Genomic DNA, 24,269 nt, shown 5'->3' on the forward strand with positions numbered 1-24,269 from the left:
CACCGGCGAACTCGATATCGATGCGCTCAACGCCGCCATCGGCGACGTACTGGCCCGCCACGAGGCGCTGCGCACCGTGTACCCCGAGGTGGAAGGCACCGGCTACCAGCGCATCCTGCCGGTATCCGAGGTGTCGTTCACTGTTGCCGCCGAGCCGGTCACCGCGGACGAATTGCCTGCGCGCATCGTCGAACTGGCCAGCTTCCACTTCGACGTGACCCGCGAGATCGCGTTCCGCGCCGACCTGCTCAGCCTGGACGAGCGCAACCACGTCGTGGTGCTGGTCATGCACCACATCAGCGCCGACGGCTTCTCGCTGCGGCCGCTGCTGCGTGACGTGGTCGTCGCCTACAGCGAGCGCACCCGCGGCGAGACGCCGTCCTGGGCGCCCCTGGACGTGCAGTACGCCGACTACGCGCTGTGGCAGCGCGACGTGCTCGGCATCGAGCACGATCCGGAATCGGTTGCCGCCCAGCAGATCGCGTACTGGACCGAGCAACTGCGTGATCTGCCCGACCAGATCGAGCTACCCGCCGACCGGCCGCGCCCGGAGATCGCGTCCAATGCCGGTGGCACGCACGGCTTCTCGGTCGATGCCGAACTGCACGCCGCACTGGCCGCACTGGCCCGCCGTCGCGGGGTCACGCTGTTCATGGTCGTGCACGCCGCGCTGGCCGCGTGGGCGGGCAGGCTGTCCAACAGCTCCGACATCGCCATCGGTACGCCGATCGCCGGACGTGGCGAGCGGGCCCTCGACGACCTGGTCGGCATGTTCGTCAACACGCTGGTGCTGCGCAGCGAGGTCGATCCCGCCGCACGGTTCAGCGAGCTGCTCGAGCAGGTCCGCCGCACCGACCTCGCGGCGTTCGGCAATGCCGATGTGCCGTTCGAGCGCCTGGTAGATGTCATCAGCCCGGCCCGCTCGCAGGCGCACCACCCGCTGTTCCAGGTCGCGCTGACCTTCGAGGCGGCCTCGGCCGCCGACATGGGCACCGTCGCACTGCCCGGCCTCGATCTCGACGTCGTCGAATTCGACGCGGGCACCGCCAAGTTCGACGTACAGCTGACCGTTGGCGAGAACGCGGACGGCTCACTGGCCATGTCGTGGAACTACGCGACCGAACTGTTCGATCCGGAGACGGTGGCCTCGTTCGCCGACCGGCTGGTGCGCGTGCTGCACACCATCGCCGAGGATCCCGAGATCGCCGTCGGCGACATCGACCTGCTCGGCGAGTCCGAGCGCCTCGATGTCTCGCAGCGCTGGGTGTCCTCCGGAATGGATGGCGGCGCAGGCGTTTTCGGTGAGCACGACGCCACCCTCGGCACCGTGTTCGACGCGGCCGTCGCCGCGCACCCGAACCGCACGGCGGCCCGCTTCGGCGTCGAGACGCTGACCTACAGCGAGCTGGACCGGCGCGCGAATATCCTGGCGCGCAGGCTGATCGCCGACGGCGCGGGCCCCGAGTCGCTGGTCGCGGTGATCCTGCCGCGCTCGCTCGACCTGGTGGTCGCGCTGGTCGCGGTGGTCAAGACCGGCGCGGGCTATGTCCCCGTCGATCCGACCTACCCGGCCGATCGCATCGCCTACGTGCTCGGGGATTCCCAGCCGACCAGCGTGATCCTGGACTCGACAGTCCAGGTGACGGTGCCGGTGGACCTGCCGAGCGTGGTGCTGGACGGCTTCGCCGTGGAAACCGGCAATATCGAGGACGCCGACGACGCGCCGATCACCGATGCGGACCGCAACGCGGCGCTCTCGCCGGACCACGTCGCGTACGTGATCTACACCTCCGGTTCGACCGGCCGCCCGAAGGGTGTCGCGGTCGCGCACCGGAATGTGGTGCGGCTGTTCGCCAATACCGATCGCGACTTCAATTTCGGTCCCGACGACGTGTGGACGCTGTTCCACTCCTACGCCTTCGACTTCTCGGTGTGGGAGCTGTGGGGCCCGCTGCTGTTCGGCGGCACCCTCGTGGTGGTCGACTACTACACCTCGCGCTCGCCCGAGCAGTTCCTGGAACTGCTGCGCGCCGAACGGGTCACGGTGCTCAACCAGACCCCGTCCGCGTTCTATCAACTGGCGGAAGCGGATCGCAACGCCGCACCCGACGCCGCACCGCTGGCCCTGCGCTACGTGGTGTTCGGCGGCGAGGCCCTGGAGCTGCGCAGGCTCTCGGATTGGGTTGCCCGCCACGGTGATTCGGCTCCGTTGCTGGTCAACATGTACGGCATCACCGAGACCACGGTGCATGTGTCCTACCGCGCGCTGGATGCCGCGACCATCGCCGCCGCGTCCGGCAGCGTGGTCGGCCGGGCCATCGCGGGTCTGCGGGTGTTCGTGCTCGACAACCGGCTGCGGCCGGTCCCGGTCGGTGTCGCGGGCGAAATGTACGTGGCCGGACCGCAATTGGCGCGTGGCTACCTCGGTCGCCCCGACCTGTCCGCCACTCGTTTCGTCGCCAACCCGCTCGGCGGCTCCGACGCGGCGGGCTCGCGCCTGTACCGCTCCGGCGACCTGGCGCGCTGGAACCGCTTCGGCGAACTCGAATACCTCGGCCGCGCCGACGATCAGGTGAAGGTCCGCGGCTTCCGCATCGAACTCGGCGAGATCGAGTCCGCCATCCTGGCCCAGCCGGGCATCGCCCAGGCGGCGGTCATCGTGCGCGAGGACCAGCCGGGCGATCAGCGGATCGTGGCCTACGTGGTGGCCGAGCCCGAGGTCATTCCGGTGCTCGACCGCGTTCGTGACGGTGCCGCCGAGCGGCTGCCGTCCTACATGGTGCCGTCGGCGCTGGTGCGGCTCGAGTGGATTCCGTTGACGGTCAACGGAAAGCTGGATCGGCGTGCGCTGCCCGCGCCCGCCGTGCAGTCCCGTGCCTTCCGCGCGCCGGTCACCCCGGTGCAGGAGACGGTGGCCGCGGTGTTCGCCGAGGTGCTCGACCTGCCAAGGGTCGGCGTCGACGACGACTTCTTCGACCTCGGCGGCAACTCGCTCATCGCCACCCGGGTCGTCTCCCGCATCGGTGCCGCGCTCGGCACCACCGTCGCGGTGCGCGCGCTGTTCGAGGCGCCCACAGTCGCCGCGCTGGCCGCGCGGGTGGAATCGCACGCCGACGGTGCCGCGCGGGCCAGGCTGGTCGCCCGGCCGCGCAAGGCCGACGAACTGGTGCCGCTGTCGTTCGCGCAGCAGCGCATGTGGTTCCTCAACAAGTACGACACCTCCTCGGCGGCCTACAACCTGCCGGTCGCCATCCGCCTCACCGGCGCACTCGACGTGGCCGCGCTGCGGCTCGCGGTGGCCGACGTGGTGCGCAGGCACGAGTCGCTGCGCACCCGCTACCCGGAGCACGGTGGCACCCCGGTCCAGGTGATCGTGCCGGCCGAGAACATCGCGCTGGACCTGCACCCGGTGCAGGTGGAGCCGGCCGAGCTGACCGCCGTGGTGACCGACTTCGTCACCACCGGATTCGATGTGGCCGAACAGGTTCCGCTGCGCACCAGGCTCTACAGCGCGGGCCCGAACGAGCATGTGCTCGTCGTCGTGGTGCACCACATCGCGGCGGACGGCTTCTCGATGGGACCGCTGACCCGCGACGTGATGCTCGCCTACTCGGCGCGCACCCAGGACAGCGCGCCCGGCTGGGCGCCGCTGGCAGTGCAGTACGCCGATTTCGCGGTCTGGCAGCGTGAAGTCCTTGGTACCGAAGATGATCCGGACTCGCTGATGGCGCGCCAGGTGGCGCACTGGCAGCAGGTCCTCGACGGTGTGCCGGACGAGCTGACCCTGCCCGCGGACCGGCCGCGTCCGGCGATCGCCTCGTTCCGCGGCGCGACACTGCACCGAGAACTGCCCGGCGATCTGATCGCCGCCCTGGAAGACATTGCGCGCCAACGCGGTGCGTCGCTGTTCATGGTGATGCACGGCGCGCTGACGGTGCTGCTGTCGCGGCTGTCCGGCGCGGACGACATCGCGGTCGGCACGCCGATAGCGGGCCGCGGCGAGCAGGCCCTCGACGATCTGGTCGGCATGTTCGTCAACACCCTGGTGTTGCGCACCGGCATCGACGCCGCCGAATCGTTCACCGAACTCGTCGATCGGGTGCGGCGCACCGACCTGGATGCCTACGGCAATGCCGACGTGCCGTTCGAGCGACTGGTGGAACTGCTCGCACCGGAACGCTCACAGGCCCGCAACCCGCTGTTCCAGGTGATGCTGGCCTTCCAGAACCTGGATCGCACCAGCCTCGAACTGCCCGGGCTCTCGGTGTCCGCGCTCGATCTCGAAGAGAACGTGGCGCGCTTCGACCTGCAGTTCACGCTGTCCGAACTGGGTGAACCCGGCACGGCCGGAATGGCTTTGGCGCTCACCTACGCCACCGAACTGTTCGACGAGTCGACCGCGGCGGAGATCGCGCAGCGCTGGCAGCGAGTACTCGAGGCCATCGCCGCGAACCCGACGATCGCGGTCGGTCAGATCGACGTCCTCGATGCCGCGGAGCGGGCCGACCTGACCGCCCGCACCGGCCCGCAGGCCACGGTCGCGCGGACGTTGCCGGACCTGATCGCCGAGGCCGCCGCCATCGACCCGGCCGCACCCGCGGTCGTGTTCCAGGGGCGCAGTCTGTCCTATGGCGAGCTCGACCAGCGCTCGAACCGCTTGGCCCGCTTGCTGATCGAGCGCGGACTCGGCACCGAGGATCTGGTAGCGGTCGCCGTGCCGCGCTCGGACGACTCCTACTTCGCCGAGTGGGCGGTCGCCAAGTCCGGTGCCGCGTTCGTGCCGATCGACCCGACCTACCCGGCCGACCGCATCGCGCACATGGTCACTGACTCGGGCTCACCGGTCGGCCTGACCGTGGCGTCGGTGCGCGGCGACCTGCCGGACTCGGTCGAATGGCTCGTCCTCGACGAGCTGGATCTGAGCGACGTCGACGCCGCCGCGATCACCGATGCCGAGCGCGTGCGCCCGGTGCGTCCGGAGCACCCGGCCTACGTCATCTACACCTCCGGCTCCACCGGCGTCCCCAAGGGCGTCGTGGTCACCCACACCGGTCTCGCCAACTTCCGAGATGAGCAGAACGCCCGCTACGACGTCGATTCGTCCACGCGCGCACTGCATTTCGCGTCGCCGAGCTTCGACGCGTCGATCCTCGAGTTCCTGCTGGCGATCGGCCGCGGCGGCACCCTGGTCGTCTGCCCGCCCGGCGTGTACGGCGGCAACGAGCTGGCCGAGCTGATCCGCACCGAGCGCGTCACGCACGCGTTCATCACCCCGTCCGTGCTCGCCTCGCTGGATCCGGCCGCGCTGGCCGACATGCGGGTGATCGTGGCCGGCGGCGAGGCGGTCCCGGCCGACCTGGTCACCAAGTGGGGTGGCGCACAGGATGGTTCGGGGCGTCGCTTCCACAACGGTTACGGTCCGACCGAGACCACGATCATGACCAACATCAGCGACGCGCTGACGCCGGGCGATCTGGTCACCATCGGTGGCCCGACCCGCGGCATGCAGTCGCTGATCCTGGACGCCCAGCTCCGGCCCGTTCCGGTGGGTGTCGCGGGTGAGCTCTATCTGTCGGGCATCCAGCTGGCCCGTGGTTACCACGCGCGCGCCGGGCTGTCCGCCGACCGATTCGTGGCGAATCCGTATGTCGCTGGTGCCCGGATGTACCGCACGGGTGACGTGGTCAAATGGGTTCCTGCATCGCGAAGCGATTCGATGAGGGGTGGTGGCCGGGCGACGGGTGGGCCCCGCACCGGTGAGGTCGAGTACGTCGGCCGGTCCGACTTCCAGGTCAAGGTGCGCGGTTTCCGCATCGAGCTCGGCGAGATCGACGCGGCACTGGCCGCGCACGAGAACGTCGACTTCGCGGTCACCGTCGGGCACAAGGGATCCGCCGGTGCCACCTCGCTCGTGGCCTATGTCGTTGCGGCGCAGGGCCGGACGATCGATGTGGCGGCGCTGACCGCGCAGGTCGAGGATCGGTTGCCCGCGTACATGGTGCCGTCGTCGATCATGGTGATCGACCGGGTGCCGCTGACGCCGGTCGGCAAGCTGGACCGAAAGGCGTTGCCGGAGCCGGTATTCGCGACCGAGGTCGTGTTCCGGGCCCCGCGCACGCCGATCGAGCAGGCCATCGCCGAGGTCTTCGCCGAGGTGCTGGGAGTAGAGCGGGTCGGCGTCGACGATTCGTTCTTCGCGCTCGGTGGCGACAGCATCGTCTCCATCCAGCTGGTGTCGCGGGCCAAGGCGCGCGGTGTGGTGTTCACGCCGCGCAACGTCTTCGAGCAGCGCACCGTGGCCGGGCTGGCCTCGGTCGCCGGAACCGCCGACGCCGCAGCGGCTTCGGCCGTGGTGCTCGCCGAGCTGCCCGGTGGTGGCGTCGGCACGATGCCGCTGACCCCGGTGGTGCGGTTCATGGCGGAGCGGCGTGGTTCGTTCGGCCGGTTCAATCAGACCCTCGCGCTGGAGCTGCCGGTCGGCATCGATCGGGCGGGCATCGTCGCGACGGTCAGCGCGGTCATCGATCGCCACGACATGCTGCGGGCGAGCCTGCGCGAGGTCGACGGTGAGTGGATTCTCGAAACCGCCGCTGCCGGAACGGTCGACGTGGATGCGTTGGTCGATCACCACACCTTCGACGCCGGTATCGATGATGCCGAGCTGATCGAGATCGCTTCCGCCGCACTGGATTCCTCGCTGGATCTGCTGGATCCCGCTGCGGGCGTTGTGGTTCGGTTCGTCTGGCTGGAGCCGTCGAGCAGCGAACGCGCCGGACGCCTGATCGTGGTCGGTCATCACCTGGTGGTCGACGGTGTCTCCTGGCGCATCCTGGTGCCGGACTTCGTCGCGGCCTGGGGCCAGCGCACCGCCGGTCAGCAGCCCGAACTGGTCGCACCGGCCACCTCGATGCGGGCCTGGGCGCACGGGCTCGAACGCGAGGCGCGCAGTGCCGAACGGGTCGCCGAACTCGAGCACTGGCGTTCGGTGGTCGACGCGGCCGATCCGCTGCTCACCGAGCGGCCGATGGACCCGGCCATCGACACCTCGGGTGTCATCGAGAAGCTGCAGGTCGAGGTGTCCGCCGAGGTCACCAAGGCGCTGCTGACCACGGTGCCCGCGCTGTTCCACGGCGGCGTGAACGATGGCCTGCTCACCGCGCTCGCCCTGGCGACCGCGAAGTGGCGGGCCCGCCGGGCGGGTGCCCGCGGCGATTCGCTGCTGATCCGCCTGGAGGGCCACGGCCGCGAAGAGGACATCGTGCCCGGCGCGGACCTGTCCCGCACGGTCGGCTGGTTCACCGCGATCTTCCCGGTCCGCTTCGACCTGTCCGGCATCGACATCGATGCCGCGCTGGCCGGCGGACCCGCGCTCGGCCAGGCCGTCAAGGCGATCAAGGAGCAGCTGCTCGCGGTGCCCGACAAGGGCGTCGGTTATGGCCTGCTGCGCTACCTGAACCCGGAGACCGCCGCCGAGCTGCCCGTCGAGCTGCCGGGCCAGGTGAGCTTCAACTACCTGGGCCGTGTCTCCGAGGGTGATGTGCCAGAGTCGCTGCGCGGCTTCGGCTGGATCCCGGCCGCCGAACTCGGCGCGCTGGGCGGGGCCTACGACGCGGACATGCCCGCGATGGCACCACTGGACATCAACGCGATCGTCACCGGCGACAAGCTGACCGCGAACATCGGCTACCCCTCGACGCTGCTCGATGCCGCCGCCGTCCGCGAATTCGGCGAGCTGTGGACCACCGCGCTGGAAGCGGTTGCCCGGCACGCTAATTCGACCGGTGCCGGTGGGCACACGCCGTCCGACTTCGCGCTGGTACGCAGCACACAGGGCGATATCGACGGCTGGGAACGGCGCTTCCCGAACCTGGCCGATATCTGGCCGCTGTCCGCGCTGCAGTCGGGTCTGCTGTTCCACGCCAGGCTCGCCGCCTCCTCGGTGGACGTGTACACCGCGCAAGCTGTGCTGACGCTCACCGGCCGGGTCGACGCGGCCCGGTTGCGTTCGGCCGCACAGGCTTTGGTGGACCGCTACGAGAACCTGCGCACCGCGTTCGTCACCGATCGTGACGGCAGCCCGGTGCAGGTGGTCCTGGATAGCGTCCGGGTCGCCTGGTCCGAGCACGACCGGATCGAGCAGGGCGACGGCGACGACCTGATCGCCGCGGACCGGACCAAGCGCTTCGATCTGACCGAGCCGCCGCTGATCCGCTTCACGCTGATCCAGGTGGCGCGTGACCGCTGGCAGTTCGTGGTGGCCAACCACCACATCCTGCTCGACGGCTGGTCCATGCCGCTGCTCATGCAGGACCTGCTGGTGCTCTACGCGGCACACGCGGACACCAGCGTGCTGCCCGCCGTGCGGTCCTACCGCCACTTCCTGGAATGGACTGCGCAGCAGGATCATTCGGCCTCGGTCGCGGCGTGGACGAACGCGCTGCGCGGAGTCACCGAGCCGACGCTGCTGGCTCGCCCGGACGCGGGACGCGAGATCACCTCGCTCTCCGGCGAATACTTCTTCGAGCTCGACGAGACGGCTACCGCGCGGCTCACCGCGCTGGCGGGTTCGCTCGGCGTCACGCCGAACACCGTGCTGCAGACCGCGTGGGGCATCCTGGTCGGCCGGATGACCGGTCGCGACGATGTGCTGTTCGGCACCACGGTGTCCGGGCGTCCCGCGGATCTGTCCGGCGTGGAGTCGATGGTCGGCCTGTTCATCAACACCGTGCCGGTGCGGGTGCGCTTCGACCCGGCGGAGTCCGCGCAGCAGCTGCTGGCCCGGACCCAGGGCGAGCAGGCGGATCTGCTCGATCACCACTACGTCGGTCTCGCGGATATCCAGTCCGCGGCCGGTATCGGTGGCCTGTTCGACACGCTGGTGGTGTTCGAGTCCTACCCGGTGGATGCCGAGGGGCTGCAGGCGCAGGCGGCGGATATCGACGGCATGGCGGTTGTCGGCCTCGACGCGGCCGATGCCACGCACTACCCGTTGACGCTGATCGCCCAGCTCGACTCGAAACTGCGGGTCCGCGCGGGCTACCTGCGTGATCTGTTCGACGAGCAGACCGTGCGCCGGATCGCCGATCGCCTGATCCGTGTGCTGACCGCGATCACCGTCGAACCGACTGTGCCGGTGGGCGATATCGAGCTGCTCGACACCGCTGAGCGTGAGCTCGTGGTGTCCGGCTGGAACGACACCGCGCACGAGGTGGATTCGGCCGCGACGCTCGTTTCGAAGTTCTACGAGCAGGTCGCGAGCACGCCCGACGCGACCGCGCTCTCGTTCGAGGGGACAATTCTGTCCTACGACGAGTTCGCGAGTCGGGTGAATCAGCTGGCCCGCTGGCTCATCGCCCGCGGCGTCGGCGCGGAATCGTATGTGGCGCTTGGCATGCGGCGCTCGATTGACCTGGTCGTCGGCATGTACGCGGTCACTGTTGCCGGTGGCGCGTACGTGCCGCTGGACCCGGATCACCCGGCCGAGCGCACGGAATACATTCTGGCCACGGCCGATCCGGTGTGTGTGCTGACCTCGGGTACCGATCTCGACATCGATACCGCGCAGGTGCGCATCGACCTGCTCGATCTGAGTGGACTGTCCGAAGCGGCGATCACCGACGCGGATCGCTGGGCGCCGTTGCGTCCGTCGAACACCGCGTATGTGATCTTCACGTCCGGGTCCACCGGTCGCCCCAAGGGGGTCGGTGTGTCGCACGCGGCGATCGTCAACCGCCTGGTGTGGATGCAGTCCGCGTACGAGCTGAACACCACGGACGCGGTGCTGCAGAAGACCCCGGCCACCTTCGACGTGTCGGTGTGGGAGTTCTTCTGGCCCTTGCAGATCGGCGCGCGACTGGTCGTCGCGAAGCCCGATGGCCATCGGGACCCGGCGTACCTGGCCGAGATCATCAGCGCCGAGCAGATCACCGTCACCCACTTCGTGCCGTCGATGCTCGCGGTGTTTGTCGCCGATGCGGCTGCGGCCCAGTGCGATTCACTGCGCCTGGTATTCGCCTCCGGTGAGGCGTTGCCGCCCAAGCCCGCCCATCGGCTGCGTGAGCTGACCGGTGCGGCGTTGCACAACCTGTACGGCCCGACCGAGGCCGCGGTCGACGTCACCTTCCACGAGGTCGTCGCGACCGACACGGACACGGTGCCGATCGGTGCTCCGGTATTCAACACCCAGGTGTACGTGCTTGATTCGCGTCTGCGCCCGGTGCCGGTGGGTGTCGCGGGTGAGCTGTATCTGGCGGGCACCCAGCTGGCCCGCGGGTACGTCGCGCGGTCGGATCTGACGAGTGACCGGTTCGTCGCGAACCCCTACGGTGCCACCGGCGAGCGCATGTACCGCACCGGTGACCTCGTGCAATGGGTGACCGCATCGCAAAGCGATTCGATGGGGGGTGGTGGCCGGGCGACGGGTGGGCCCTCGGCGGGTGAGCTGGAGTACCTGGGCCGCACCGACTTCCAGGTGAAGTTGCGTGGCCTCCGCATCGAACTCGGCGAGATCGAGACGGCGCTGACCGCGCTGGACGAGGTCGCCCAGTCGGTCGTCGTGGTCCGCGGTGACCAGCACACCGGCGATCAGCTCGTCGCCTATGTCATTCCCGCGCCGAATGTCCGGGTGGACACCGAGCTGCTGCGCGAGGACCTGGCCGAGCGGTTGCCCGCGTACATGGTTCCGGCCGTGGTGCTGGTGCTCGATGAGTTCCCGCTCAACGCCTCCGGCAAGCTCGATCGCAAGGCGCTGCCCGCGCCGGTCTTCGAGGCCGCGGTGTTCCGCGCGCCGACGACGCCGGTGGAGGAGATCGTCGCGGCCACCTTCGCCGAGGTGCTCGGTGTGGAACGGGTCGGCCTGGACGACGACTTCTTCGCGCTCGGCGGTAACTCGCTGACCGCGACCCGGGTCGCCGCGCGGTTGTCCGCCGCGCTGGACGCCGATCTCGGTGTCCGCGAACTGTTCGAGGCGTCCACCGTGGTCGCGCTCGCGGCCCGTGCGGAGACGCACACCGGAGCCGGTGCCCGCGCGGCCCTGGCGCCGCAGCAGCGGCCCGACCTGGTGCCGCTGTCGCTGGCCCAGCAGCGGATGTGGTTCCTCAACCGCTTCGACCCGGACTCGGCCGTGGACAACATCCCGGCCGCGGTGCGGCTGTCCGGTCTGCTGGACCGGCAGGCGCTGCAGATCGCGGTCGCCGACGTGCTGGCCAGGCACGAGTCGCTGCGCACCTTCTACCCGGAGGTCGACGGCACCGCGCACCAGCAGACAGTGCCGACCGCCAAGGTGATTCCGGACCTCGCGCCCTTCGAGGTCACCGAAGCTCAACTGCCGCAACGGCTTTCCGAGCTGGTGCTGACCGCCTTCGATGTCACCACCGAGGTGCCGTTCCGGGCCAGGCTGTTCGAGGTCAGCCCGACCGAGCACGTGCTGGCCCTGGTGGTGCACCACATCTCGGCCGACGGCTTCTCCATGGGCCCGCTGACCCGGGACGTGATGACCGCCTACGGCGCTCGCGTCGAAGGTGGCGAACCCGCCTGGCGGCCACTGGAAGTCCAGTACGCCGACTTCGCGCTGTGGCAGCGCGCGGTCCTCGGCGACGAGGACGATCCGGAATCGGTGATCGCCCAGCAGATCGCGTACTGGTCGAACTCGCTGGCCGGGCTGCCCGATCAGCTCGACCTGCCCACCGACCGGCCCCGCCCTGCGGTGGCCTCCGGTCGTGGCGCGACGCACAGCTTCGAGATCGACGCCGAAACCCACGGCAGGCTCACCGAACTCGCCCGCACCAGGGGCGCGACGCTGTTCATGGTCACGCACACCGCCCTCGCGGTGTTGCTGGCCCGCCTGTCCGGTGCGGACGACGTCGCCATCGGCACGCCGGTCGCGGGCCGTGGCGAGCGAGCGCTCGACGACCTGATCGGCATGTTCGTCAACACCCTGGTGCTGCGGACCCCGATCGATAGCGGCGCGACGTTCACCGATTTGCTTCGCACGGTGCGCGCCACCGACATTGCCGCGTTCGGGCACGCGGACCTGCCGTTCGAGCGGCTGGTCGAGATCCTGAACCCGGCGCGCTCGCAGGCGCGGCACCCGCTGTTCCAGGTGTTGCTGTCGTTCCAGAACCTGGGCCAGAACAGTCTCGAGCTGCCCGGCCTGACGGTCAGCGGCGTCGAATTGCCGATCGACACGGCGAAGTTCGATCTGCAGTTGACGCTGTCGGAGAAGAACGCCACTCAGGCGGTCAATGGCACGGCGGCCGCCCCGGCCGGTATTACTGCCGAATTCATCTATGCCACGGATCTTTTCGATCCCGAGACGATGGCGGAGCTGGGGCAGCGGTTCAACCGTCTGCTCGGTGCGCTTGCGGCGGAACCGGATCGGCCGATCGGCGATATCGCGCTGCTGGACAAGCGGGAGACCGAGCAGGCACTGCGCGGGTGGAACGACACCGAGCGTGACCTCGGCGCACCGACCACCCTGGTCGCCGAGTTCGCCGCTCAGGCTCAGGCCACCCCGGACGCCGTCGCCGTGGTCGACCCGGGCACCGGCAACTCGCTCACCTATGCCGAGTTCGGTGCCCGCGTGCATCGGTTGGCGCGCAAGCTGATCGAGGCCGGTGTCGGACCCGAGTCCCTGGTCGCCCTGGGGCTGCGGCGCTCGGTAGACCTGATGGTCGCCGCGTATGCCGTGCACGAGGCCGGTGGCGGCTACGTGCCGCTCGACCTCGACCAGCCCGCCGACCGGGTGAACTACGTGCTCGACTCGGCCGATCCGGTGTGCGTGCTGACCACGTCCCGCGACGCGTTCGACGCGGGTGCGCGGACCACCTTGTCGATCGACGAGCTCGACCTGTCCGGCTACTCGGACGAGCCGGTGACCGACGCCGAACGGCTCGCGCCGCTGCGGCCGGAGCACCCGGCGTACGTGATCTTCACGTCCGGTTCGACCGGTCGCCCAAAGGGCGTCGCGGTGCCGCACGCCGCCGTGGTCAACCAGATCCGTTGGATCACCGGCGAATACGGCATCGGCGCCGACGACGTCGTGCTGTTCAAGACGCCCGCCACCTTCGACGTGTCGGTGTGGGAGTTGTTCGGCCCGATGACCACCGGCGGCCGCATCGTGGTGGCCAGCGCGGACGGGCACCGCGATCCGCAGTACCTCGCCGACGTGATCGCCGCCGAACGCGTCACCATGACCTCGTTCGTGCCGTCGATGCTCACCGTCTTCGCAGGCAACGTCGACATCACCGACGGCAGCGACGCGCTCGCCTCGCTCCGGACGCTGTTCATCGCCGGTGAGGCCTTCACCACCGAAGCGGTCGACGCCATCCGCCGGGTCAGCTCGGCCGAGCTCTACAACCTCTATGGCCCAACGGAATTCACCGTGCACGCCACGCACGGCCCGGTGGCCGACGACGTGACCGGCGCGGTGCCGATCGGCCTGCCGGTGTGGAATGCCCAGGCGTACGTGCTGGATGCCCGGCTCAAGCCGGTGCCGTCCGGTGTCGCGGGTGAGCTGTATCTCGCGGGCGCCCAGCTGGCGCGCGGCTACTTCGGGCGCGCCGACCTGACCTCGGATCGCTTCGTGGCCAACCCGTTCGGTGCCGCGGGCGCCCGGATGTACCGCACCGGTGACCTCGTCACCCGCGACCACACCGGCGCCATCGTCTACATCGGCCGCACCGACTTCCAGGTGAAGCTGCGCGGCCTGCGCATCGAGCTCGGCGAGATCGAATCCGCGCTCGCCGCACACGATTCGGTGGCGCAGTCGGTCGCCATGGTGCGCTCGGACGGGCACACCGGCGATCAATTGGTCGGCTACGTCGTGCCGGTGAGCGGCGCGACGGTGGACGTCGACGAGCTCAGGACACACCTGGCCACCCGACTGCCGTCGTACATGGTGCCCGCCGCGCTCGTGGTGCTCGACGCCATGCCGCTCAACCCGAACGGCAAGCTGGATCGGCGCGCGCTGCCCGAACCCGCCTTCGAGGCAAGGGAATTCCGCGCACCGTCCACCCCGATCGAAGAGATCGTGGCCAACACCTTCGCCGAGGTGCTCGGGCTTACCAGCGCCGACGGCGAACGCGCCGTCGGCATCGACGACGACTTCTTCGAACTGGGCGGCAACTCGCTCATCGCGACCCAGGTGGTCGCCCGGCTCGGTGCCGCACTCGACACCCGGGTCCCGGTGCGGATGCTGTTCGAGGCGCCGACCGTCGCCGCGCTGGCCGCGCGGATGGAGGCGCACCAGGGCACCGGACGTCGCCGCGAACTGGTCGCGGGGCAGCGTCCGGCCCGGATTCCGTTGTCGCTCTCACAGCAGCGGATGTGGTTCCTCAACCGGTTCGACACCGACTCGGCGGTCAACAACATCCCGCTTGCGGTCCGGCTCACCGGCTCGCTCGACACCGACGCGCTGCGCCAGGCCGTCGCCGACGTGGTCGACCGGCACGAGGTGCTGCGCACCGTCTACCCGGAGACCGCCGACGGCCAAGGCGTCCAGGTCGTGCAGCCCGCCGGGCAGGACACCATCGACCTGACTCCGATCGAGGTGTCCGAGACCGAAATCCAGGACCGCGTCAGCGAATTGGTGCTGACCGGCTTCGACGTCACCAACGAGGTGCCGGTCCGGGCCCAGCTGTTCCGGGTCGCCGGCTCGATGGACGGCTCCCAGCCGGACACCCACGTGCTGGTCTTCGTGGTGCACCACATCTCCGGCGACGGCTGGTCGGTGCGTCCGCTGGCCCGCGACGTGATGATCGCCTACGCGGCCCGCTCGCGCGGCGACGCCCCGGCCTGGCCGCCACTGCCGGTGCAGTACGCGGACTACGCGCTGTGGCAGCGGGAAACCCTTGGCTCCGAGGACGATCCGACCTCGCTGATCGCCCAGCAGGTCGCCTACTGGTCCGGCAGCCTGGCCGGGCTGCCCGACCAGCTCGACCTGCCGTCGGACCGCTCGCGGCCCGCCGTCGCGTCGAATCGCGGTGGCGTCTACGAGTTCTCGCTCGACGCGCAGCTGCTGCACGATCTGAACGCGCTCGCCAGGGAACACGGCGCGAGCCTGTTCATGGTGGTGCACGCCGCGTTCGCCGCGCTGCTCGCCCGGTTGTCCGGCAGCGACGACATCGCCATCGGCACCGCGGTCGCGGGTCGTGGTGAGGCCGTGCTCGACGACGCCATCGGCATGTTCGTCAACACGCTCGTGCTGCGCAGCGAGGTCGACCCGGCCGCGCCGTTCGCCGACCTGGTCGCGCACACCAAGGACCGCGACCTCGCCGCCTTCGGGCACGCGGACCTGCCGTTCGAGCGGCTGGTCGAGATCCTGAACCCGGCCCGCTCGCAAGCGCGGCACCCGCTGTTCCAGGTGATGCTGTCGTTCCAGAACACCGGGGAAGCCTCGTTCGAGCTGCCCGGCCTCGAGGTCGCCGGTGTGCCCCTGGACGTGGTGACGGCCAAGTTCGATCTGCACCTGAGCCTGTCCGACCGGATCGATGCCGACGGCTCCGCCGACGGTATGACCGCGGAATTCGCTTACGCGACGGACATGTTCGACGCGGGCACGATTGCCGGTGTCGCGGATCGGCTCGTCCGGCTGTTGAGCGCTGTTGTCGCGGATCCGTCCGTGGCGATCGGCGATGTCGAGCTGCTGGATTCGGCCGAGCACGCGCAGGTTGTCGCGCGCTGGAACGACACTGCGCATGCGGTGGATGATTCGGCGACGTTGGTGTCGATGTTCGAGGCGCAGGTCGCTCGGACGCCTGAGGCAGTGGCTGTGACGTTCGAGGGGACGAGTCTGTCCTATGTCGAGTTCTCGGCGAGGGTGAATCGTCTTGCTCGGCATTTGATCTCGATGGGTGTTGGCCCGGATTCGATGGTCGCGCTCGGTATGCGGCGGTCGATCGATCTGGTTGTCGGCATGTACGCGGTCAGCGTTGCCGGTGGTGCGTATGTGCCGTTGGATCCCGATCACCCGGCTGAGCGCACTCACTACGTGCTCGATACCGCGCGACCGGTGTGTGTGTTGACCACCGCGCGCGATGAGTTCGACGCGGGCAAGACACCTGCCGTCGAGATCGATCGCTTGAAGCTCTCGGATTACTCCGATGCACCTGTGACCGACACGGATCGTCGTGCGCCGCTGCGCCCGTCGAATACCGCGTATGTGATCTTCACGTCGGGTTCGACGGGTCGGCCGAAGGGTGTCGCGGTCAGTCATGGTGCGATCGTGAACCGTTTGGTGTGGATGCAGGCTGAGTACGGCTTGGAGCGCACTGATGTGGTGTTGCAGAAGACTCCGGCGACTTTCGATGTGTCGGTGTGGGAGTTCTTCTGGCCCTTGCAGATCGGTGCCCGCCTGGTCGTCGCGAAGCCCGATGGCCATCGGGATCCGGCGTACCTGATCCAGGTGATCACCGAGGAAGACGTGACCACCGCGCACTTCGTGCCGTCGATGCTCTCGGTGTTCGTCGCCGAGGAGCGCGCGGACGAATGCACCAGCCTGGTCAACGTTTTCGCCTCCGGTGAAGCCTTGCCCGCGGCCACCGCGCAGCGGATGCAGGAACTCACCGGCGCCCGCCTGCACAACCTGTACGGCCCGACCGAGGCCGCCGTCGACGTCACCTTCCACGAGGTGGACGAGGCCGACGCGGTGTCCGTGCCGATCGGTGCCCCGGTGTTCAACACCCAGGTGTACGTGCTGGATTCGCGGCTTCACCCGGTGCCGGTCGGTGTCGCGGGTGAGCTGTACCTCGCGGGTGTGCAGCTGGCTCGCGGCTACGTCGCGCGCCCGGAGCTGACCGCGGATCGTTTCGTGGCCAACCCGTTCGCCACGGACGGCGAGCGGATGTACCGCACCGGTGACCTCGTCACCTGGACTGCGCGTGGCGAACTGGAGTACCTGGGCCGCACCGACTTCCAGGTGAAGCTGCGCGGCTTGCGGATCGAGCTCGGCGAGATCGAATCCGCCCTCACCACACTGGATTCCATCGCGCAGGCCGTGGTGGTCGTGCGCTCGGACGACCGCCTCGGCGATCAGCTCGTCGGCTATGTCGTCCCGACCACCGGTCGTGCGATCGACATCGACGGCGTGCGTGCCGAACTCGGCGGCGAACTGCCCGCGTACATGGTGCCGTCGGCGTTCGTGGTGCTGGAAGGGTTCCCGCTCAACGCCTCCGGCAAGCTCGACCGCAAGGCGCTGCCCGCGCCGGTGTTCGAGGCCAAGGTGTTCCGCGCACCGTCCACCCCGATCGAGGAGATCGTCGCGGGCACCTTCGGCGATGTGCTCGGCGTCGCCAGGGTCGGCCTGGACGACGACTTCTTCGAGCTCGGCGGTAACTCGCTGCTGGCCACCCAGGTGACCGCACGACTCGGTGCCGCGCTGGACACCCGCCTGGCCGTCCGCGACCTGTTCGAGGCGTCCACGGTGTCCGCGCTGGCCACCCAGGTCGAGCGCAACGCCGGATCAGGCAGGCAGCGGCCCAAGCTGGAGACAGGGGAGCGTCCCGCGCGGATCCCGCTGTCGCCGGCCCAGCAGCGCTACTGGTTCCTCAACCAGTTCGACACGACCACTTCTGCGGTCGACAACATCCCACTGGCCGTGCGCCTGTCGGGTGCCCTCGATGTCGCCGCGCTGGAGCAGGCGATCGGCGACGTGTTCGCCCGCCACGAGGTACTGCGCACCACCTACCCGCGTTCGGCGGAGGGCCCGCACCAGGTGATCCGGCCCGCGGCGCAGTCCGCGGCCGCGCTGACCCCGGTCGACGTCACCGAGGCCGACCTGCTCAACTCCGTTATCGCGTTCGCGCTGACCACCTTCGACGTCACCGTCGAGGTGCCGCTCGCGGTGGCGCTGTTCCGGATCGCGCCGGACGAGCACGTGCTCGCGTTCACCGTGCACCACGTGGCGGCCGACGGCTCCTCGATGGGACCGCTGGCCCGCGACGTGATGGCCGCCTACGTGGCCCGCGTGCAAGGCGATGTGCCGCAGTGGCTTCCGCTGTCGGTGCAGTACGCCGACTACGCGCTGTGGCAGCGCGCGGTGCTCGGCGCCGAAGACGATCCGGAATCCCTTGCTGCCCAGCAGGTCTCCTACTGGCAGACCGCGCTGGCCGAGCTGCCCGATCAGCTGGAGCTGCCCGCCGACCGGCCGCGCCCGCCCGCGCAGTCGTTCCACGGCAAGGCGATTCGCTTCGAGATCTCCCCGGAGCGGCACGCCCGCCTGCACGAACTCGCGCGCGCCAACAACGCGTCGCTGTTCATGGTGGTGCACGCGGCACTCGCCGTGCTGCTGTCGCGACTGTCCGGCACCGACGACATCGCGGTCGGTACCCCGATCGCCGGCCGTGGTGAACGCGAACTCGACGACCTGATCGGTATGTTCGTCAACACCTTGGTCTTCCGGACCAGGGTCGCGCCGGGCGACCGCTTCGCCGACCTGCTCGCCGACGTCAAGGAACGCGACCTCGAGGCGTTCGCCAACGCGGACGTGCCGTTCGAGCGCCTCGTCGAGGTGCTCAACCCGGTCCGCTCCACCGCGCGCAATCCGCTGTTCCAGGTGGGTCTTTCGTTCCAGAACCTGGCCGAGACCACCTTCGAACTGCCGGGCCTGTCGGTGAGCGCGGTCAACTTCGACTCGCAGCTGGCCAAGACCGACCTGCACGTCACGCTGTACGACCGCTACGCCGAGGACGGCACGCCGGCCGAGATCATCACCGAATTCGGTTACGCCATCGACCTGTTCGACGAGGACACGGTCCAGGGCTTCGCGGACCGGTTCGTGCGGGTGCTGGACGCCGTAGTCGCCGACGCCACCAGGCCGGTCGGCGAGATCGACCTGCTGGCCGAGGACGAGCACACCCGCATCCTCAGCACCTGGAACGACACCGCGCACGAGGTCGACACGGCCGCGACGCTGGTGTCGCTGCTGGACGCCTCGGTCGCGGCGACACCGGACGCGGTCGCGCTCGTCGCCGACGAGCCGACCGGGCAGCAGCAGCTCACCTACGCCGAGCTGGACAACCGGGTGAACCGGTTGGCCCGCTACTTGATCCAGCGCGGCGTCGGCCCGGAGGATCGGGTGGCGCTGGCCATCCGCCGCTCCACCGACCTCGTGGTCGCCATGTACGCGGTCGCGAAATCCGGTGCGGCCTATGTGCCTATCGATCCGGATCAGCCAGCCGAGCGGACCGACTACATCCTCGAGACTGCGGCACCGGTCTGCGTGCTGACCACCGGTCGCGACGGATTCCGTACCGCCGCGACCGAAACCGTGCAGATCGACGCGCTCGACCTGACCGTGTTCGCGGCCGGGCCGGTCACCGAACGCCGCGGCACGCTGGCCCCGGCGAACACCGCGTACGTGATCTTCACGTCCGGTTCCACCGGCCAGCCCAAGGGTGTCGCCGTTCCGCACGCCGCGATCGTCAACCAGTTGCAGTGGGAGATCGCGACCTTCGGCCTCGGCGCCGACGACGCGATCCTGCTGAAGACCGCGGCCACGTTCGATCTCTCGGTCTGGGAGTTCTGGACCGCCGCCGCTTCGGGTGGGCGACTGGTGATCTCGGCGGCCGACGGGCACCGCGATCCGGCCTACCTCAACGAGCTGATGCGGACCACCGGGGTCACCACGCTGCACGTGGTGCCGTCGATGCTGGACTCGCTGCTCACCGAATCCGCCGGCCACCTGACGCATTCGCTGCGCCGGGTGCTCGCCATCGGTGAGGCGCTGCCCGCGGCGACCGCGCAACGGTTCCGCCGCGACAACGCCGCGGACCTGTTCAACCTGTACGGCCCGACCGAGGCTGCGGTGTCGATCACCAGCCACCTGGTCACCGACGCCGACGAACTCTCGGTGTCGATCGGCGCACCGGAATGGAACAGCCGCGTCTACGTGCTCGACGCCAGGCTGCGGCCGGTCCCGGCCGGCGTCTCCGGTGAGTTGTACCTGGCCGGTGCGCAATTGGCGCGCGGATACTTCGGCAAGGCCGAGCTGACCGCCGACCGGTTCGTCGCCGATCCGTTCGGCGCGGCGGGCGAGCGCATGTACCGCACCGGTGACCTGGTGGCCTGGAACGCCGCTGGCGAGCTGGATTACCGCGGCCGGACCGACTTCCAGGTGAAGATCCGTGGTTTCCGGATCGAGCTCGGCGAGATCGAGGCCGCGCTGCTGCGTCAGCCCGCCATCACCGCGGCCGCTGTACTCGCGCATACCGATCCGAGCATCGGCGATCGTCTCGTGGCGTATGTGGTGCCGCGGGCGGGTCAGCTCGACAAGCGCGCGCTGCAGGCCGCGCTCGCCGCCGAACTGCCGTCGTACATGGTGCCGTCGGTGCTCATCCAGCTGGATGCGTTGCCGCTCAACGCCAATGGCAAGCTGGACCGGAAGGCGTTGCCGCAGCCCACCTTCGAGAAGGCAGTGTTCCGCGCGCCGGTCACGCCGATCGAGCAGATCGTCGCGAACACCTTCGCCGACGTGCTGCGCATCTCGGATCGCGAAGGCGCGGAGTCGAAGCGGCTCGGCCTCGACGACGACTTCTTCGCCTGGGGCGGTAACTCGCTGCTGGCAACCCAGGTCGCGGCGCGGCTTGGCGAGGCACTGAACACACGGGTGCCGGTTCGGTTGATGTTCGAGGCGTCTACGGTTGCCGCGCTGGCCGTCCGGGTCGAGCAGCACGCCGACGCCGGTGGCCGCAAGGCGCTGACCGCAGGCCCACGGCCGGAACACATTCCGCTGTCGCTCGCGCAGCAGCGCATGTGGTTCCTCAACCGGTTCGACACCCAGTCGGCGGCCTACAACGTGCCGATCGCGGTGCGGCTCACCGGAGCACTCGACGTGGCCGCGCTGCGTGCCGCGATCGCGGACCTGGTCAGCAGGCACGAGATCCTGCGCACCAGCTACCCGCAGACGGACAGCGGTCCGGTGCAGGTGATCCTGCCGCCGGCCCAGGCCGTGCCGCGGCTGGAGGTGCGCGTGGTCGCACCCGCGCAGATCGAATCCGCCGTGGTGGCACTGACTTCGACGATGTTCGACGTCACCACCGAGGTGCCGATGAAGGTCGCGCTGTTCCAGATCGCCGGGGAGCAGGCGGAATCGGCTGCACCTTCGGATCGCTCCGCTTCTGCCGAGGTCGAATACGTCCTCGCGATGGTCGTGCACCACATCTCCGGTGACGGTTCGTCGGTCGGCCCGCTGACCCGCGACCTGATGATCGCCTACGCCGCGCGCTCGGCCGGGGAGGCCCCGAACTGGGCGCCGCTCGAGGTGCAGTACGCCGACTACAGCATCTGGCAGCGTGAGCTGCTCGGCAGCGAGGACGATCGGGAGTCGCTGGCGTCCAAGCAGGTCGCCTACTGGCGTGACGCGCTGGCGGAGCTGCCGGATCAGCTGGATCTGCCGTCGGATCGGCCGCGTCCCGCGGTGCAGTCCTTCGCCGGTGGCAAGGTCGAGCTGCGCATCGACGCCGAGACCCATCAGGCGCTGATCGAGCTGGCCCGCACCGAGGGCGCGACGCTGTTCATGGTCGTGCACACCGCGCTCGCGGTGCTGCTGGCCCGCCTGTCGGGCACCGACGACATCGCCATCGGCACGCCGATGGCGGGTCGTGGCGAGGCCGTGCTGGACGACCTGATCGGCATGTTCGTCAACACGCTGGTGTTCCGCACCAAGGTCGACGCCGGTGAGGCGTTCACCGAACTGCTTGCGCGCCAACGGGAAACCGATATCCAGGCGTTCGCCAACGCAGACGTGCCGTTCGAGCGTCTCGTCGAGGTACTCAACCCGGTCCGGTCCACCGCGCGGCATCCGCTGTTCCAGGTGGGTCTTTCGTTCCAGAACCTGGCGCAGGCCGGGCTGGAGCTGCCGGGTCTGGCGGTGTCCGGGCTCGATATCGATACGGCGCTGTCGCAGTTCGATCTGCACCTGATCGCGACCGACCGGTACAGCGACGCGGGCGAGCCCGAGGGCATCACCGGGTTCTTCACCTACGCCACCGACATGTTCGAGCGGGACACGGTGCAGGGCTTCGTCGATCGGTTCGCGCGTCTGATCGGTGAGATCATCGCCGCGCCGCGCACCTCGGTCGGCGATATCGAACTGCTCGATGTCGCGGAGCGTGCGCAGCTGGTGACCGGTCGCAATGCGACCGACAACGCGGTGGATACGACGGCGACGCTGGTTTCGCTGCTGGACGCCTCGGTGGCGGCCGGGCCGAAGGAAGTCGCGCTGGTCACCGAGGACGGTGCGTCGATAACTTACGGCGAGCTCGATGCTCGGGTGAATCGTCTTGCCCGGCACCTGATCTCGATCGGCGTAGGGCCGGAGTCGCGGGTCGCGCTCGCGTTCCGGCGTTCGGTCGACCTGATCGTGGCGATGTACGCGGTCTCGAAGTCCGGTGGCGCGTATGTGCCGGTGGATCCGGCGCAGGCTGCCGAGCGGACCAGCTACATCCTCGAGACCGCTGCTCCGGTGTGCGTGTTGACCAACGCGGATGCCGAGTTCGATACCGATGTTGCGCCTTTGGTGCGGATCGATGAGCTGGATCTGGCAGAGGTCGCCAAGACCCCGATCACCGATGACGATCGGGTCGCGCCGTTGCGTCCGGCGAACACCGCGTACGTGATCTTCACGTCGGGTTCGACGGGTCGTCCGAAGGGTGTGGCGGTTTCGCATGGCGCGATCGCGAATCAGTTGCAGTGGAAGGTCACTGAGTTCGGTCTCGACGCAGCTGACGCGATTCTGCTGAAGACCGCTGCCACGTTCGATCTTTCGGTGTGGGAGTTCTGGTCTGCGGCAGTATGTGGTGGCCGACTGGTCATCGCCGCGCCCGACGGTCACCAGGACCCGGCCTACCTCAACGAGCTGATGGCTCGCGAGTGGGTCACCACACTGCACGTGGTGCCGTCGATGCTCGACGCGCTCACGGCCGGTGATTTCCCGAACTCGCTGTGGCGAGTACTGGCGATCGGTGAGGCACTGCCGGGTGCACTGGCCCAGCGGTTCGTGCGCGAACACTCGCGCACCGAGCTGTTCAACCTGTACGGCCCCACCGAGGCCGCCGTGTCCATCACCAACCATCGGGTGACCAGGGCCGACGAGACCTCGGTGTCCATCGGTCTGCCCGAGTGGAACAGCCAGGTCTACGTGCTGGATTCGCGACTGCGGCCGGTGCCGGATGGTGTCGCCGGTGAGCTGTACCTCGCTGGTGCACAGCTCGCCCGCGGTTACTTCGGTCGTGCGGATCTGACTGCGGATCGGTTCGTAGCCAACCCGTTCCAGACCGGTGCGCGGATGTATCGCACCGGCGACCTGGTGGCCTGGAACGCCTCCGGTGAGCTGGAGTACCGGGGCCGCACCGACTTCCAGGTGAAGATCCGTGGTTTCCGGATCGAGCTGGGTGAGATCGAGGCCGCGCTGCTGGCGTTGCCCGAGGTCGCGCAGACCGCAGTGGTCGCGAAGTCCGATCCCAAGACCGGTGATCGTCTCGTCGCGTACTTGGTCGCGTCGAACGGTGATCTCGATGTCGCACAGGTGAAGTCGGCACTTGTCGCCGGTTTGCCGTCGTACATGGTGCCTGCGGCGTTCGTCGTTCTCGATGCGCTGCCGTTGAACGTGAACGGCAAGCTGGATCGGAAGGCGTTGCCGGAGCCCGAGTTCGAGGCTCAGGCGTTCCGTGCGCCGTCGACTCCGATCGAGGAGATCGTGGCGTCGGTGTATGCCGAGGTGCTCGGTGTCGAGCAGGTCGGTGCGGATGACGACTTCTTCGGTCTCGGCGGTAACTCGCTGCTGGCCACCCAGGTCGCCGCCCGCATCGGTGCCGCACTCGATGCCAGGGTGCCGGTGCGCGCGCTGTTCGAGGCGTCCACCGTCGCCGGTCTGGCCGTGAAGGTCGAACAGCACGCCGGTGCCGGTGGCCGTCGCGCCCTGGTGGCGGGCCCACGCCCGGAACAGGTTCCGCTGTCGCTGGCTCAGCAGCGCATGTGGTTCCTCAACCAGTTCGACATCGCCTCGGCCGTCAACAACATCCCGGTCGCCGTGCGGCTCACCGGCGACCTCGACGTCGCCGCGCTGCAGGATGCCGTCGCCGATGTCATCGCCAGGCACGAGACGCTGCGCACGGTGTACCCGGAGCAGGGCCGCGCCGCGAGCCAGGTGATCATGCCCGCCGAGCAGTCGGTGCCGGATCTGACGCCGGAAACCGTTGGCGTCGAAGACATTCAGCAGCGGATCGTGGACGTGATCACCGCGGGCTTCGATGTCACCACGGAGATTCCGTTGC

The 24,269-nt window shown here is 69.1% G+C and carries 1 protein-coding gene (running past both ends of the window); it reads left to right on the plus strand.

Every position in this 24,269-nt window falls within one protein-coding gene, locus tag ACIBK2_RS29910, for a non-ribosomal peptide synthase/polyketide synthase, read on the plus strand. The gene is 43,812 nt long; 13,031 of those nucleotides lie to the left of the window and 6,512 to its right, leaving coding positions 13,032-37,300 in view, spanning codon 4,344 (partial) through codon 12,434 (partial); the first complete codon in view begins at position 2. Both codon boundaries (start and stop) fall beyond the window edges.

The sequence above is a fragment of the Nocardia sp. NPDC050175 genome (assembly GCF_044459885.1).
Classification (GTDB): Bacteria; Actinomycetota; Actinomycetes; order Mycobacteriales; family Mycobacteriaceae; genus Nocardia.